Source organism: Nitrosophilus labii, from assembly GCF_014466985.1.
Lineage (GTDB): Bacteria > Campylobacterota > Campylobacteria > Campylobacterales > Nitratiruptoraceae > Nitrosophilus_A > Nitrosophilus_A labii.
Window position 1 is genome coordinate 87,913 of the sequence record NZ_AP022827.1, and the last position, 14,760, is coordinate 102,672.

Consider the following 14,760-nt stretch of genomic DNA (forward strand, 5'->3'; position numbering starts at 1 on the left):
GAGGATATTACATGGATTTCAAAGAAGCAATACAAAAGATAATGGACAATGCCGAAAAAACATTGGATAAAATAACAGGAGAAACGCCTGAAAGCAGAGCTGCCGCAAAGGAAAAAATGAGGAAATTTTTTAGTGATTTATTAAACAGATCCGAAAAAGCTAAAAGTGAGGATAAAAAAGATGAAAAAAATTGCTAAGATTTTACTTGGATTGATATTTTTATTACAAATTGCAGTTGCAGGCACATACACCAGCATATATGATGCCTTGCCTGAAGCGCAAAATGAGAACAAATTAATTGCTTTTTTCATTTTGTCAAGTAATTGTCCGCATTGTATCAAGTTTATGCAAGATGTTAATAATAATAAAAATCTGTTGAATTTTCTTCAAAATAAATATGTGGTAGTATATACAGATATTGCAAGAGGCGGAAAAGTTCCTGTTGATTTGCCTTTCCAGGGCGAAACACCAACTTTTATGATTGTAACACCATCAGGCAGGGTTGTAATGCAACCGATTGAAGGAATAATACCTTCGGCAATGCTATATGATTTTGTAAAAAAAGTCCAATTATTAAAAGAAAAATATGACGAAAGTTCAGGGCTATGAGTAAGCTTTATAATATTAATATTGAAAGAGCAATATTAAGTTCATTTGTGTTTGACCCTCAACTATTTGAAAAATATGGACCACAATTAAAACCAGACCATTTTTTTCATCCTTTCCATCAAAGTTTATTCGAAGCGATCGTATATTTATTTGAGAACGATAAACCAATTGATGAGGAGTTTTTAAAGGATTATCTTGAAAAGCATAACAGATTCAATGAAATAGAATTTCTTGAGGTTTTGGCTGCAAATCCATTGTCAAATTTAGTTGTATACATAGAAGAATTAAAAGAGAAGGCAAGAAAAAGAAAACTATTTTATGAAGTAAAGAGTATCTTACAAGCGGCAGAGATCGAAGATAAAAGTTCATATGAAATCAAAAGTAACCTGATATCTTTTATCGAAGAATATGATAATAAAACACTTAATGAAACAAGAATAATTAACATACATAAAGTGAACGAAATAGAGGAAAAGGAGCCGGAATTTTGGTTAAAAAGCTGGTTGCCAATTCCTAAAAACGCAATAACATTCATCTCGGCAAGAGGCGGATCAGGTAAAAGTTTTCTTTTATTGCAAATCCTAATCAGGTTTTGCATGGAAAATCCAAATTTAAAAGCCTTTGGATGGCTAAGTGAAGATACCGTTGGTATTTCAAAATCAAGAATGAATAAAATTGTAAATAAAATTATTTCCCTTAAAAACCCGGAAAAAATTTTTGATAGAATTAGTATTGCAGGTACGGACACAATGCCTATTTATATTGCTGAAACTAATAATGCTGGAGTTTTAAAGGTAAGCGAATATTTTTACCAAATGAAAAAAGAATTAAGCGAGTTCGATCTTATTATATTTGATCCCCTTATTGCTTTTTATGGGGGAGAGGAAAATTCTAATACAAATGCTCGATATTTTATGAATTTACTAAACACTTGGGCAATAAAGGAGAATAAAACGATAGTTTTATCTCATCATAGCAGAAAAGAAGATAATAAGGTAAGGGGTGCAGGAGCTTTTGTAGATGCAGTGAGATTACATTATGAATTAAAAAATATAGATAAAAAATCAAAAAATCCTGATACATTTAAAACTATATTTGTAGAAAAGGATAATTGGGGAGTTAAAATTATCTTGGGTGGAGATAAAGTAGAGAGACAAATATTCCCTCAATCTGCGAAAAATACAACAAACAGGAAAGAGGGAATTGGTAAAACAACATTATATGATGACTTTTAAGGAAAAATCATGAGAAAAGAGCAACTAACTTTGTTTGATATTCAAACAAAAATAGAAAATTCTACGTCTACCGTTGATGAGCTAAGAGTTCCTATTTTTGCGCCTGTATCAAAAATTGTCAAAAATTCACGGACATATAAGGATTTTATAGAAAACAAAAATGTTCGTGTTGTAAAAACAAAATGGGGAACAGTAGAGATAAGAAATAGACTTCTGACTGATACGCATAAATCTATAATTGATGTAATTCTAAGTGTACATAGAAAAACTAAACGTTTACCAGATGGCAGCATCGCTATATATTTTTCTTTATATGAAGCCTGGAAAATGTATCAAAATAGCAATAATGCAAAAAGTCGGAATTTTAAATGGTTCAAAGAAAAAATAGATGAGATAAGGGATACTGTTATAAAATACAAAGATAACCATGGAAACGAATTTGACTTTAATATAATTTCGCATCAGGCTTACAGCGAAAAAGAGGATTTGTATGGAATTGTTTTTGACGCAAGATATGTTAAATTCTATGAAAACGGTTTATCAGTCAATTACAAAAGAGAGGTAGCAAACCTTTTAGAGCTTGAAAGTCCTCTTCTAAGATCAATAATAAGATTTTTCTTTACACATAAACAACTTAACTTAAATATAATGGACCTACTTGAAACAATAGGCTTTCCAATGGAAAGCGATAGATCTATTAGATACGCAAAAAAAGAAGTAAAAGAAAACATTGATACTCTTGAAAAGTTTGGTATCCTGTATAACCCAAAAAATGAGACATTTTACTATCAAGGGTTGAATTCTGTAAAAATTTTACCAGCTTGTATAAATGCTATTGAATAGATGGGGCGGTTATAAAAAAACCGCCCCTCTATAAGAACTATAATATCTATATAGTTCTATAAATATCTGCAAAATAGCACAACCACGCTTCCGCAATAGCACAACCACGCTTCCGCAATAGCACAACCACGCTTCCGCAATAGCACAACCACGCTTCCGCAATAGCACAACCACGCTTCCGTTTTCACTTTAAGAATCCGTGTTGTTTAGAATGTTTTCGACTATTTTCTTAATCATCTTATATTTCTTTGTTTGTATTTCGCCATAAATAGGGGGGTTTTGCTAATTTTTTATTTAAGTTTACATAGCACAACCACGCTTCCGCAAAAAACTTAAATGGCTTAATGATGGGATTTGTAGGTGTTTTTTTTATTTAAGTTTGGGAGTATGCTCTTAATATTTATGAGTTTAAGTTTACATAGCACAATCACGCTTCCGCAATAGCACGATACCCGTAATTATGGGCTTTTTTGCAACTTATTATTTTAAGTTTATGGTAAGTGGATTGTAAAAAGAATTAGATAGTTGTGGCTTTAGAATATTTTCGACTATAATAGTGTAAAATGCTACAAATATTTATATAAATAGCACAACCACGCTTCCGTATTAAAAATATGGATCGAGTATATTTTTTGCTTTTTCTTTATTGAAGTGGATATATAAAGAAGCTGTTATAAAAAAAACTATTGGTGAAGCTTCTATTATAAGCCCTTTTGTAATGGCAAATATAAGTACGGCAAGCATTAATAATATAAAAGGCATTGCTGTTCCTTTGATTGTTTTTTGTTATATTGTATCAAAAAAAGGAGTTGGTATGTTTAAGAAAATTATGGTTTATTTAAGTATTATAACTTTTGGATTTGCAGATATAGGTATTTTGGAGAAAGTAGTAGATGGTGATACACTTAAACTATACAGCGAAGGAAAAAGAATAGTTTGTAGAATAGCTTTTATAGACACACCAGAGAGTAAGCTCAATAAAAAAGCTAAAAGAGATGCGAGTAAGTGTAAGGGCATTACCGCAAGCTCTATGGTTGAAGCTGGTAAGATTGCAACTGGTTTCGCAAAAAAGATTTTTAAAAAAGGTAAAAAGTATAGTTTTAAAATTACAGGACAAGATCGTTATGGGCGATTTATATGTATTGTAGATACTCCTTATGGGATATACAATGAACTGGCAGTAGAGAGCGGATATGCTGTTCCTTACTGGAGATACATAAAAAATTATTCCATAGAAAGAAAATTTAGAATTTTGTTAAAAGATGCAAAACAACACAGAAGAGGTTTGTGGAGTAGTGCTTTGGGAATAAAGGTTATGCAGTGTCTTGAGGAGAGGTGAATTTCTCTCCTTTACCGGTTCTTATCCATTCTAAATTGATTTTAAATACTTCACATATATCATCGGCCAAATCAAGGCATAATCTTCTTTCCCCGATTTCAATTGCAGACAAAGATCTTTGAGATATAGGATGTACTTTGCTTAAAATTTCAACAAATTCTTCTTGTGATAATCCAAGCTCCTTTCTTATTGCTCTTAATCGTTGCCCAAATATTTTGTTTTTTGGATTCATTTCAAACCTTGATAAATTTTAGTCGATTTTCTTCTAAAATTTGATAATTTTTGATAAAATATTTTATCAATAATCTACAAAGGATAATTATATCAAAATGAAGCACAAGGTAATTTTAGAGCTCGATAAGAGGGGCATTAAGCCTCGAAAAATTATTGAGAAATATGGACTTAGCTCAGCTGGTTTTTACGGAACGGTTGCTGGACTTAGGAAAGATAGGAAAACTATTAAGGCATTAAAAGAAGAAGGGCTTTTGGAGTATTTAATCGAAGAATTTGGCGATAAATATAAGGATTTTGCAGATTGATGACTGTTTTAGATCTGCTCAATGAAGTATCGAGAAGCTATGATGTAGATAGTTTCACTATTATGAAAATATTGAAAGAGACAATAAAAGAGGATCTAAATCTGGGAGAGCTTATAGACTCTTTCGATGGTAAAAATTATACGATATATGAGTTGTATGTTAATAAAGATGGCAGCAGAAAGAAAAGAAAAGTTCATATAACACAAAACAGACTTTTGAAAATAAGAGACAAGTTTTACAAGAATATGATCGATGCGTATGTAAGAGATAAGATAAAAACTATTAAAAATGATATCGGAAAAGATAAAGTTATAAGGGGCAAGATAATTGATACAACAGATAAGGGTTTGTTGGTATTTACGAAATACGGGAATGCTTTTGCTCCTAAAAATTTATTGAATCCAAAAGAGCTTAATGATGGAAAATATACAAAGGAAACAGAGTTGTATTTTCATGTCCATAAACTTAGTAAGAAAAAAGGGAGAGTGAATATTGTTCTTGATAGAGTATCAAAAAAATTGACCGAATATATAATTAGAGAAATAATTGGTAATGATTATAGGATATACGCAATTGAGAGAAAATTTGGTTATCGTACAAAAATTTATATAGGTAAAATGCCCAGCAAACAAGAGATTGAACTTGTAAGATTAAGTTTGGGTGAAAAAGTAATTTTTAAACAATTATAAGGAGGTATTTTAATGCCAGGTAGTTATGGATCAGGTGGAAGCGGTGGGTATGGATCAGGTGGACGATTTGCGACACAAAATGTGGACCTTAAAACGAATAACGCAGCAGCAGCTGAAGGTTCTGCATATAAAAAACCGAAAAATATTCTAAATGCTCTTAGCGAAATCCAAAGATATTATGTATTGGAAAGCAGGGCATCAGAGGATTTACCGAAAGAATATTTTACTATTGAACAAATCTGGGATTTTTTTAAAGTTGGATTTAAGAGCGGAATAGTAGAAGGATTGTTTTTTGTAACACTGTTACCATTTTTACAAACAGTATATCCAAGCTTTAAAGTTTTCTTTTTTGGACAAAACATCACTTATAATGAGCAGCTTATATTCGATATAGGTTCATATTTGCCAATTCTTGCATCTACATTGTTTATGATTTTTTTATCAAAGTATTATGAAGGAGATTTAACAAAAAGAGCAATCTTTTCTTTTTTGAATGGTCGAAGTGCCACATTTATTTTAAAAGGTGTCGGGATTTATATGCTTTTTAATTACCTGCAAAAGCTATCTTATCAAGATCCTGATTTTATTTATACAATGATCGATTACACAAAATGGTTTGTGGATATATTTGTTGAAAACGGGGTCACGCCGGAAGCATTATATCAATATTACTATCGGTTTATAATTCCAGCACTTGACGATGCAGGCAAAGAGATACTTTTTTCAATGTTGCTGTTTGCATTTTTTCCTTATTTGACAATTTTCTATAAAGGATATTTGCGAAATAAGAGTAAATATACAGCAAAACAAGAATATGAAAACTATTAAAGGGAGAATTATGGATTTTGAATATGAAAAAAAATTCCTCGATGACTTTGTTGCTATGTTAAAACTATACAAACCTTTCTTGTATCAGAAGATAAATGAAACTGGCATTATTGCTTCTTTGATAGGCAAAGAGTTTGGAATAGAAGAACCTGAGTATTATCTTGCGGGATATTATGCAAATTTAGGTTTGCTTGGGGTAGGAAACTATTTACAAAAACCCGGACATTTGAACGAGCAAGAAAAAGAGGTTGTTAAAAGACATCCTGTTCTATCTCATGAATATCTTGAGAAAAGAGGACTTGTAAAATGTGCAGATTTTGTTTACTATCATCATGAACTACCGGATGGCAGTGGATACTATAAAGAAACAAACTTTCCTAAGGAAGCCTCTTTTATAAATATTGCGGATGTATTTCAGGGATGTGTTTCACCGAGAAGTTATCGGCCACCTTTTACCTTTAGAGAAGCTCTTGAAACTACAATGAAACCGTATAAAAATTATATTTTTCTACAAAAAGAAGAAGTTGATGCAATTGAAAAGATTTTAAAGGCATACTATGAAACTCTTTAGCGGTTGTTGTAAAAAATTCGGTAAAAACAATCACAAAAATTATACTTTAATTGGGAAGGGATTTCGTATAGATGATTTTAAGCAAAAGGAACTTGTTGAAATCAAATTGAATGATAGCAATAAAGTCAACCATATTTCAGTTTTTGGGGCACCTGGTGTAGGAAAAACAAGATTGCTTGAAAATATGGCAGAGCAGGATATTATCAAAGGTGATAATGTTATTGTCGTTGACCCCAAAGGAGATATTGATCTGTTTTGTAAGATTTTTCAGGTTGCCCAGACATACGGGCGAGAAAAAGAATTGCTTTTTTTATCCCCGATTTTTCCGAGTCTGTCTATTCATATCAATCCCCTGAGACATTACTATATGGAAGAAGAGATTATTTCCCATATTGTTGCTGGTGTACCTACTGAAGATGAATTTTTTTATAATGTTTCCCTTGAGACAACTACTGCTATTGTAAAATCACTACTAATGATGAGAAAAGTTGCCGGTGAAAACAGACCGCTTAATTTTGATGAAGTTGCCAGATATGCACATTATCAAGGACTTAATTCCTTGCTCACCCAGATTAAAGGTATTAGAGGAATGGAGGAGAAAGACCGTATACAAGAACTGATCAATCAGATCCTCTCTTCCCCTCAAGATTATTTTTCAAAAGTATCCTCAACGCTCAGAACAACTCTTACACAAATGACAACTGGTAACACCGGAAAAATTATAGGAAATGTTAACAAAAATATTTTTATTGATCGATTAGAAAGAGGAGAAGGAGTTATTCTTTATATTCAAACGGGGTCGCTTTTAACAAGGCAGGTTTCAAGTGTTGTATCTAAAGTTGTAATTTCAATGATACAGAGTTCGGTTGGAAGATATTATGCATCTGGTAAAAAATTTGATCGCAGGTTAAATATTTATATCGATGAAATGGCATCATCAGTATATCGTGGCATTGAAACATTATATGCGCAAGGAAGAGGGGCAAATGTATCTATAACAGGTATTACGCAGTCGATGGCTGATATTGTAGCGGAGATTGGACGAGATAGAGCAAATCGTCTTTTTGACCTTACCAGTACTAAGATTGTAATGAGGCTAAACGAACAAAATAGTGCAGAATTAATTGCAAGGTATGGCGGAACAAGAAAAGGATATTCGCCGATCCTGTCTCTCAATGGGGGGATAACTACAAGAGAAGTGGAAGAGGTGAATATAAAACCGGAAGATGTAAACAGATTGCAAAAAAGAGAGTTTTATTATTTTGGATTTGAAGGTGAATACAAAGGAAAAACAGCACCGGTCCGCAAAGCCGAATATGTTATTCAATTTCCGGATATCACAAGTAAAGAGGGATAAAATGTTTTTTTTAGATAGATTTATGGATTTTATATATAGACATCCTTTGTATGGAAAGATTTTCAAGTACATATTTGCTATGGCTATTAGTGTAGTTGCAATAGTTACAGGAATAATATATCTTAAAACCGGTAGATTTCTTTTTGATTTGGATCTTTTTATACACATTTTGGACGAAAATAGAAAATATGTGTATATGGTTCTGATTGCAGAAAATATAATTTTAATAGGTGCATTGATATGGAAAGATTATAAATTAAAAACCAGGGCAAACTGTTCAGTTAAATATATACATCTTAACGATATTGCCTATTTGTGGCTTGAAGCCGAAGATTATAAAGATGCACTTAGAGAAGAGGTGAGGAAACAAGTTGAGGAGGAGCAATCATCTAATGTTTTATTGCCAAATACATATGAGTATCCTGAGTTTGAAAAAAACAAAACCAATGAGATCTATCAAAGAATTATAGCTCCAAATATTGAGAGATTGTCAAACGAAGAAAGAGTTATTATTATTGATCTTTTAAAATTATTGGAAGATAAAGGTGATATTCCAAGTGTTGCAAGTTATTATGATAAAGATCCGGAGATTAAATACAAAGATGAGATTGTTAGTACGGACGGATTGAACTCATATAAAGTATTAAGGAATATAACACTTTACGATCATACATTAAATGTTTTGGAAGAGATATATGCAATACTTGATAAACGAGGCAAAACCCAGTTTGCGATGCTATTTGGCAAAGCAGTTGTATCAGCTCTTGCACATGACATAGGAAAAATTCAAAAAATTGAAGAAAAAGTCAAAAAGGTATCTATTGAAATCTTTAGACAGCAACCGCATCATATTGTTTCGAAGCTTATCTTTATAGAGATGTTTCCTTCATATGAGAGCAGGGACATCGTAGTTGAAGCGATAGAAAATCATCATGCAGTAAAGTTGCCTAACAATGGTAATGAACTGATAAAAATGCTTGTTGATGCAGATAAGCTTGCGAGAAAACGTGAAATTGAAAGATATATTCTTGATAAAAATGTTGGTAAACCTTTAACTAAAAGATTGAAAAAAAACAAAAAAAGTAAAGACGATAAAGATTTGGAAAATGAACAAAAACTTAAAGAGGAATTGGAAAAAGTATATGAAGAGAAAAGAATGCTTGAGGATGCGGTACTTAAAGATAGCCTAACAAGAGCCTATAATAGAATGTGTTTTGAAAAGGATATTGATTTATATTTTGCCGAACATAAGGATACTATGATATTCGCCATGATAGATGGAGATAATTTTAAAAAAATAAATGATACATACGGTCATCTGGCCGGTGATCAGGTTCTTAAAAAGATTGTAGATGTTATATATTCAGAAGTAAGGGAATATAACGGTAAAGTATATCGTTATGGAGGTGAAGAGTTTGCAGTAGTAATACCGGATATGGATGAAGAGAGTGGAAAAAATTTATTTAAAAAAATATGTACCAAGATTGAAAATTCAGGGATTGAGTTTGAAGAAAAAGAGATAAAATTTACCGTGAGTATTGGAATGGTAACTGCTTCTGGATGTGCAACAATAAATGATCTTATTGCTAATGCTGATAAAGCGTTATATGATGCTAAAAAGTCCGGAAAGAATAGGGTGTTTTTGTATGGAAAAGAAGAGAATAAAATTAAAAAAAGCATCAAAAATAAAGATAAGGACAAAAAAGATAAAAAAAACAATATTGTAGAGCTGAGTGATATAGATTTTGATGTTGGGGCAGAGTTTGGAATAATCAATAAAGATGGGAAAAACAATGAGGATACTAAGAAAAATGAGTTTGTAAATGATAATAAAAAGGAAATCAAAACAGATAAGATAGAGTTTGAGTTTGATGAGTATGAAGGGAAGATATTTGATAAGTTGTCTCAAATGATTAATAAAGCATATTCGAGTGGACTTATTGTTGATATTTTAAGCGTTTCGTATAAGGACATGATACTGTTTGACTGGAATACCGTGAAAAATGTAATCGAGGAAGTTGTTTCTCCTGTTGATTCAGAGAAGATGACAAGATATTTTGTAGAAGAGGCTAAAAAACGCAATGTGGTAGGATATATTGATATAGATAATGGATATTATAGTAGTAAATTTGTAATTGATCTTGTATTTCAGAAAGTAGAATTTAATGCGATACCTATTTTTGGAAGGGTTTTTGGACTTGACGAAGCCAAATTGGAAAACAGCAAGTTAAAAGATGATGTTTTAAACAAGGCGAAAGTTTACCAATATTCGGAGTATCATGAAAATGTCTGATGTTTTGATGTTTCATTTTACAGGTATTGTGTTGATAGTATTAATAATAAGATTCAAAAGTTTCCTTTTGAGAACAGACAAAATGTGGAGCGTTATGTTTTGGGGTGTTATTGATACTTTGCCTCATGAAATAAGTCACTGGTTGGTTGCCTCTATTACCGGTGGCAGACCTTACGGTTTCTCGATTATTCCGAAGAAAAGAGTTTCTTTGGATGGGCAAAGATATATATGGGATTTTGGAAGTGTATCGGCATATGTTGCTTTCTACAATGCTTTTTTAATAGGCTTGGCTCCACTTTTCTTACTTATTGTAGCTTTTTTTGTTTTTATGAATTATTTTAATTATATGCCGAATACCTGGTGGAGCATATTGCTTTTTTATTTTATTTTATATGTTTTGATTGAAAATTCTATACCAAGTGCACAGGATATAAAAGTTGCCTTTTCGCAGAACAGTTGGCTTTTTTATATGATAATAGGAATTGTTACTTTTTTAGGTTACAAGTTTTTTGATAACTATACAATAGGGAGTATGTAATGGGTAGAAAACGTACAGATATGATTAATAAACCAAACTCAAGGATTGTATATACTGATTGTAAAGAAGCAGAAACAATGTGTGATCTTCTGATAAGAACAAATGATATTTTCAGGGCTATTAGAGAGGGCAAAACTGATCTTGACCCGAAAGAGGCAGGGGAGATTATCGAAAAATTTAAGGTGACACTGGTTAAAACATCAGATATATTAAAATACATAGCCGATAAAGCAGGACTTGATTATGACGAACCTCTTTTAATCTTTCAGATGAAAAATTCTCAATAATGCACAGATTCAAAAAGATATGGCACTCCTATAAGGAGGGAAGGGAGTGCAAATCAGATACACGTTGCTAGGGGTCAAAGGGTATAAAAGATTAGAAAGGATATACTACAATTCGCTTATGATAAGCGAAGAGGTGAAAAAAAGAAAAAAGATATTAGAGTTTTGGGAGAAATACGGATTAGAGGCTACAACCGAAGCCTTTGGAGTTAGCAGAAGGACTCTTTTTAGATGGAAAAAAGCATATAAAGAGGCAAATAAGGATATTACGGCTCTTAATCCAAAATCACGGAAACCAAAAAGAGTAAGAGAATCTAAAGTCTCTTTGGAAATAGTCAGACAAATACGAAAATTAAGACAAGAGTATCCAAATATTGGTAAAGCAAAACTCTATCATCTACTTAAACCCTTTTGTGAAGCAAAAGGACTTAAAACTCCATCAGAGTCAACAATAGGCAGGATTATCGCAAAAGCTCCAGACAAAATGAGACACTTTCCTTATAGGATAGATGCCAAAGGAAGAGTAAAGCCTAAAAAGAGAACTTCAAATAAAAACAGAAAGCCAAAAAATTTAAAAACACAACCCTTTCAATTATGGGCGGTTGATACAATTCAAAGAGTCTCAAATGGTATTAGACGATATATCCTTACAATGATTGACCCAGTAAGTAGAGTAGCCTTTGCTGTAGCAATTCCCTCCAAAAGAGCAAAACATACAGCCTTCGCACTTGAAGCTCTCATTGATGGCATTACCTCTATAAAAAACAAGCAAAAATACTCTCTTGCTATTCTTTCAGATAATGGTAGTGAATTTAAAAAAGAGTTTGATGCTTTACTCCAACAAAAAAACTTTATTCACTATTGGACATATCCTAAAAGCCCTAAAATGAATGCCCATAATGAACGATTTAATAGAACTATTCAAGAACAGTTTGTTGATTACTATGAAGACCTTCTCTTTACAGATTTGGAAGAATTTAATAAACATCTTGCTAATTGGCTCATCGATTACAATACCAAAATACCACACTATTCACTTAATTTTAAATCTCCGGTAAAATACCTTCTTGAAAATCATAATGAGTGCCGTATGTATTGGACTTATACAAATAATTGACTTTTTAATTTTTTCCATGATAAAATATGGCATATCTTTTACTATAAAAGATAGTTGATGAAGTTCCCTGAATCAACACGCTCCGCCCGTGTCAGGCGAACTTGTTGGGCAATACCCAACGAATAGAGTGCGGAATTGGAAATCGGTTATTGAATAGCCGATACAAAACCCCCTTTTATGCTGGGAAGCCCTTAGAGCCTTATGGACCACAGCATAGCTGGAAACGGCAGGTGCGATGGTGAAAAATCATAAGGATTGGGTAATCAGCAGGGAAGCTCCTAAGTTTGTAACTCTACAAATATGGAGAACCTTCAGAGACTATCCCGTAAGGGAGTAGCCTGCAAGCAGTTTAGCTTCCTTTTAGTTTATTCTTAATCAATTCAATATTCAAATCACTACAATATTACAATGGAGGTATGGACAATGGCGAATAATAGAGCAAATCGTAGAGAGCAAAAAGGTAATGGTGGAATTGCAAAAGAGAGAATCGAACAAAAGGTTCGTCTTGTAAGAGAGAATCCAAAAGCAATAGTTTATCCATTTAAAACTAAGGTAAGGGAAGCCTTGCTTAGACCTGTTAGACTAATAGACAATGCTGATATCGTAATTCGTGAGGAATGGGGATACGGATTGACAGGCGAAGAGGTTGCCAAATGGAATGAGACTGTTGAAAAACTTGTGGACAAGGCCAGTGATGTAATTGAGAGAGCATCTGAACTTGGAGGAGAATATGTAAACTTCAATTTTTCTAAGTATAAAAGAATGAAGCAAGATGAAAAATTGAATCTTATAAGAAACAGTAATGTTATAGTTGATGTGCTTGTTAGCAATACGGCGCATTCCGAAGATCTGTTTGAAGCCTTGATGACAATTGATAACTATGACCTACCAATTAAACAAAACAGCACAATGAAGATTGTTGAGGAAAAATGGCTCAAACCTTTAAAAGAGTTTGAAAATGCAGTTATTGAAGCCAAAAACAAGGCCTTAGAACTTGTTAAAAAGGCAAAAGGCGATAGAGTGCATGAAATACGCTTCTCTTCTTTGAAAAAAGAAATAAGAAGCATGTTGGCAGAAGAAAAAAAGTCGGAATAAGCAAGTTTGGCGGGAGCTAAACAAGGCAGGCGAAACAGGGGGCATCCCTAAGCAGGGATGAAGATATAGTCCGTTCCCTATGGAAACATAGGGCAGCCCTTATAGTAAACTTCACAGAGCTACAAAAACTCTTCATTATTATATTTTCTCTTTTATATCAATGCACCTTCTTCTTTAACTTGTCAATATAGCGAAGTTTCCCATAAGGGCGGGCGTGATGTTGCGAATCACGCTGAACATCAAGAAAAGTTGGCTAAAAAGCCTTTATGTAATGGAGTAATGAATAACATAATGGAGGTGCAAAATGTAGACAAGACTACAACACAACTATGCAGATGATGGAGGTAATGAGGCAGAGCGTTTCGCTCTTTTTGGGCAATTTTGCCTTCGTATGCTCTTAGTCTTATTTAAGACTTTACAAAATGCAGGAATGGAGGAAATGGAGATGAAGTACTTGTTGTTTGTAGGATTATTCTTGGCAGTTTTGACCTTTGGAAAAGGTTTTGTAGGGAGTTTTAACAAAACCTTGGGTAATGTCCAAACACACAATGCCAAGATAGACTTTTACTATGCGTCAATGAAGAAATGAGGTGCAAAATGAGCTACATGGATTTTGCTATCACTGTAATAGTCGTAGTTTTCATTTTGCTTGTAAAGTTTTCAACTAATTAAGAAATGGAGGTAATGGAGATGTATAACAAAATAGTATTAGTCGGGAATTTAACCCGTGATATTGAACTAAGATATTTCCAAAATGGAACTGCATTGGCCAAATCCGGTATAGCTACCAATCGCAAATACAAAGATGCAAATGGTGAGCAAAAAGTTGAGACAATGTTCATCGATTTTAATATTTTCGGACGTAGTGCCGAAATAGCAAATCAGTATTTGCGAAAAGGTAGTTTCGTGTTACTGGAGGGGAGATTGGTACAGGAACAGTGGATTGATAGTAGCGGTCAGAAAAAGAGCCGCCATATAGTTGCGGTCTCGACACTAAAAATTCTTGACCGTAAGAATGGAGAATCTCAGCAACAATCTCCACAAAATCAATCACAACAACCTGTACAGAAAAAACCAGCAAATAAACAATCCCCTCAAATACCAGAGGCCGATATAGATGATGATGATATACCTTTTTAAAATGTAGATAATGGAGGATGAAATGGAGTTTACAAGAAATGAAAAAATAGCAATCGCAAAGGGCTTTTTCCATGCGGTTGCTTTGCCGTTTCTTTTTACGCTTGCAGTTAATGTTTTTATGGGTATTGGATGGATGCTCTTTGTAAGCTATCTATATCGTAGTGTTTTTGATAAATCAAAAAGCTTAAATGCTTTTTGGTTTTTTACATTTGTCAAGATATGGATTTTGGCAATAGTTGGCTACATATGGATGGTTTTGGCTGCAAGTATGTAGGAGCGGATC

19 protein-coding genes are annotated in these 14,760 nt (G+C 33.0%); 17 read left to right on the forward strand and 2 right to left on the reverse strand.

Annotated features, from left to right (window positions below):
- Positions 1–11 precede the first annotated feature (11 nt).
- Genes NIL_RS10675 through NIL_RS10690 form a run of 4 tightly spaced genes read left to right on the forward strand, consistent with a single transcriptional unit; the run spans position 12 to position 2,687 of the window.
- A complete protein-coding gene (locus NIL_RS10675) occupies positions 12–197 on the forward strand; it encodes a hypothetical protein (RefSeq protein ID WP_187648689.1) in 186 nt (61 codons plus the stop codon).
- Positions 181–609, forward strand: coding sequence for a thioredoxin fold domain-containing protein (locus NIL_RS10680; RefSeq protein ID WP_187648690.1), 429 nt, complete (start codon positions 181–183; stop codon positions 607–609). The genes NIL_RS10675 and NIL_RS10680 overlap by 17 nt, the downstream gene beginning before the upstream one ends.
- A complete protein-coding gene (locus NIL_RS10685; RefSeq protein ID WP_187648691.1) occupies positions 606–1,844 on the forward strand; it encodes a DnaB-like helicase N-terminal domain-containing protein in 1,239 nt (412 codons plus the stop codon). Before NIL_RS10680 ends, NIL_RS10685 begins: the two co-directional genes overlap by 4 nt.
- A gap of 9 nt (positions 1,845–1,853) precedes the next feature.
- Positions 1,854–2,687, forward strand: coding sequence for a hypothetical protein (locus NIL_RS10690; protein WP_187648692.1), 834 nt, complete (start codon positions 1,854–1,856; stop codon positions 2,685–2,687).
- A gap of 606 nt (positions 2,688–3,293) precedes the next feature.
- On the opposite strand, the gene NIL_RS10695 is transcribed toward NIL_RS10690, so the two are convergent.
- Positions 3,294–3,449, reverse strand: a complete 156-nt coding sequence (locus NIL_RS10695) for a hypothetical protein (protein WP_187648693.1) — start codon at positions 3,447–3,449, stop codon at positions 3,294–3,296.
- Between the two features lie 52 nt (positions 3,450–3,501).
- On the opposite strand from NIL_RS10695, the gene NIL_RS10700 reads away from it, so the two are divergent.
- Complete coding sequence (locus NIL_RS10700) at positions 3,502–4,026, forward strand: thermonuclease family protein (RefSeq protein WP_187648694.1); 525 nt, start codon at positions 3,502–3,504, stop codon at positions 4,024–4,026.
- On the opposite strand, the gene NIL_RS10705 is transcribed toward NIL_RS10700, so the two are convergent.
- A complete protein-coding gene (locus tag NIL_RS10705; RefSeq protein WP_187648695.1) occupies positions 4,001–4,258 on the reverse strand; it encodes a helix-turn-helix domain-containing protein in 258 nt (85 codons plus the stop codon). The genes NIL_RS10700 and NIL_RS10705 overlap by 26 nt on opposite strands.
- A 97-nt stretch (positions 4,259–4,355) precedes the next feature.
- Here NIL_RS10705 and NIL_RS10710 point away from each other — a divergent pair, with 97 nt between their 5' ends.
- From NIL_RS10710 to NIL_RS10765, 12 genes are all read left to right on the forward strand, one after another.
- Complete coding sequence (locus tag NIL_RS10710; protein WP_187648696.1) at positions 4,356–4,565, forward strand: hypothetical protein; 210 nt, start codon at positions 4,356–4,358, stop codon at positions 4,563–4,565.
- Positions 4,565–5,254, forward strand: a complete 690-nt coding sequence (locus NIL_RS10715; protein ID WP_187648697.1) for a hypothetical protein — start codon at positions 4,565–4,567, stop codon at positions 5,252–5,254. Before NIL_RS10710 ends, NIL_RS10715 begins: the two co-directional genes overlap by 1 nt.
- 12 nt (positions 5,255–5,266) lie before the next feature.
- Positions 5,267–6,082, forward strand: coding sequence for a hypothetical protein (locus NIL_RS10720; protein ID WP_187648698.1), 816 nt, complete (start codon positions 5,267–5,269; stop codon positions 6,080–6,082).
- A gap of 10 nt (positions 6,083–6,092) precedes the next feature.
- Positions 6,093–6,653 (forward strand): HD-GYP domain-containing protein, encoded by a 561-nt coding sequence (locus NIL_RS10725; RefSeq protein WP_187648699.1) that lies wholly within the window; start codon positions 6,093–6,095, stop codon positions 6,651–6,653.
- Positions 6,640–8,010, forward strand: a complete 1,371-nt coding sequence (locus tag NIL_RS10730; protein WP_187648700.1) for a type IV secretory system conjugative DNA transfer family protein — start codon at positions 6,640–6,642, stop codon at positions 8,008–8,010. The genes NIL_RS10725 and NIL_RS10730 overlap by 14 nt, the downstream gene beginning before the upstream one ends.
- Position 8,011: 1 nt before the next feature.
- Positions 8,012–10,303: a diguanylate cyclase gene (locus NIL_RS10735; RefSeq protein ID WP_187648701.1), complete on the forward strand. Its 2,292-nt coding sequence runs from the start codon at positions 8,012–8,014 to the stop codon at positions 10,301–10,303.
- On the forward strand, positions 10,290–10,841 hold the full coding sequence (locus tag NIL_RS10740; RefSeq protein WP_187648702.1) for a hypothetical protein: 552 nt from the start codon (positions 10,290–10,292) through the stop codon (positions 10,839–10,841). The genes NIL_RS10735 and NIL_RS10740 overlap by 14 nt, the downstream gene beginning before the upstream one ends.
- Positions 10,841–11,128, forward strand: a complete 288-nt coding sequence (locus NIL_RS10745; RefSeq protein ID WP_187648703.1) for a hypothetical protein — start codon at positions 10,841–10,843, stop codon at positions 11,126–11,128. Before NIL_RS10740 ends, NIL_RS10745 begins: the two co-directional genes overlap by 1 nt.
- A gap of 46 nt (positions 11,129–11,174) precedes the next feature.
- A complete protein-coding gene (locus NIL_RS10750) occupies positions 11,175–12,242 on the forward strand; it encodes an integrase core domain-containing protein (RefSeq protein ID WP_187648704.1) in 1,068 nt (355 codons plus the stop codon).
- Positions 12,243–12,665: 423 nt separating this feature from the next.
- A complete protein-coding gene (locus NIL_RS10755; protein ID WP_187648705.1) occupies positions 12,666–13,337 on the forward strand; it encodes a hypothetical protein in 672 nt (223 codons plus the stop codon).
- Positions 13,338–14,027: 690 nt separating this feature from the next.
- Positions 14,028–14,477 (forward strand): single-stranded DNA-binding protein, encoded by a 450-nt coding sequence (gene ssb, locus NIL_RS10760; RefSeq protein WP_187648758.1) that lies wholly within the window; start codon positions 14,028–14,030, stop codon positions 14,475–14,477.
- A 22-nt stretch (positions 14,478–14,499) separates the two neighbouring features.
- Positions 14,500–14,751, forward strand: coding sequence for a hypothetical protein (locus NIL_RS10765; RefSeq protein WP_187648706.1), 252 nt, complete (start codon positions 14,500–14,502; stop codon positions 14,749–14,751).
- Positions 14,752–14,760 lie beyond the last annotated feature (9 nt).

Excerpts from the sequence above, each read along its gene's own strand:
- NIL_RS10755 (WP_187648705.1), top strand. The coding sequence starts at position 12,666 with ATGGCGAATAATAGAGCAAATCGTAGAGAGCAAAAAGGTAATGGTGGA.
- NIL_RS10680 (WP_187648690.1), top strand. The coding sequence starts at position 181 with ATGAAAAAAATTGCTAAGATTTTACTTGGATTGATATTTTTATTACAA.
- NIL_RS10690 (WP_187648692.1), top strand. The coding sequence starts at position 1,854 with ATGAGAAAAGAGCAACTAACTTTGTTTGATATTCAAACAAAAATAGAA.
- NIL_RS10720 (WP_187648698.1), top strand. The coding sequence starts at position 5,267 with ATGCCAGGTAGTTATGGATCAGGTGGAAGCGGTGGGTATGGATCAGGT.
- NIL_RS10730 (WP_187648700.1), top strand. The coding sequence starts at position 6,640 with ATGAAACTCTTTAGCGGTTGTTGTAAAAAATTCGGTAAAAACAATCAC.
- NIL_RS10725 (WP_187648699.1), top strand. The coding sequence starts at position 6,093 with ATGGATTTTGAATATGAAAAAAAATTCCTCGATGACTTTGTTGCTATG.
- NIL_RS10675 (WP_187648689.1), top strand. The coding sequence starts at position 12 with ATGGATTTCAAAGAAGCAATACAAAAGATAATGGACAATGCCGAAAAA.
- NIL_RS10710 (WP_187648696.1), top strand. The coding sequence starts at position 4,356 with ATGAAGCACAAGGTAATTTTAGAGCTCGATAAGAGGGGCATTAAGCCT.
- NIL_RS10735 (WP_187648701.1), top strand. The coding sequence starts at position 8,012 with ATGTTTTTTTTAGATAGATTTATGGATTTTATATATAGACATCCTTTG.
- NIL_RS10715 (WP_187648697.1), top strand. The coding sequence starts at position 4,565 with ATGACTGTTTTAGATCTGCTCAATGAAGTATCGAGAAGCTATGATGTA.
- NIL_RS10745 (WP_187648703.1), top strand. The coding sequence starts at position 10,841 with ATGGGTAGAAAACGTACAGATATGATTAATAAACCAAACTCAAGGATT.
- NIL_RS10705 (WP_187648695.1), bottom strand. The coding sequence starts at position 4,258 with ATGAATCCAAAAAACAAAATATTTGGGCAACGATTAAGAGCAATAAGA.
- ssb (WP_187648758.1), top strand. The coding sequence starts at position 14,028 with ATGTATAACAAAATAGTATTAGTCGGGAATTTAACCCGTGATATTGAA.
- NIL_RS10740 (WP_187648702.1), top strand. The coding sequence starts at position 10,290 with ATGAAAATGTCTGATGTTTTGATGTTTCATTTTACAGGTATTGTGTTG.
- NIL_RS10700 (WP_187648694.1), top strand. The coding sequence starts at position 3,502 with ATGTTTAAGAAAATTATGGTTTATTTAAGTATTATAACTTTTGGATTT.
- NIL_RS10685 (WP_187648691.1), top strand. The coding sequence starts at position 606 with ATGAGTAAGCTTTATAATATTAATATTGAAAGAGCAATATTAAGTTCA.
- NIL_RS10765 (WP_187648706.1), top strand. The coding sequence starts at position 14,500 with ATGGAGTTTACAAGAAATGAAAAAATAGCAATCGCAAAGGGCTTTTTC.
- NIL_RS10695 (WP_187648693.1), bottom strand. The coding sequence starts at position 3,449 with ATGCCTTTTATATTATTAATGCTTGCCGTACTTATATTTGCCATTACA.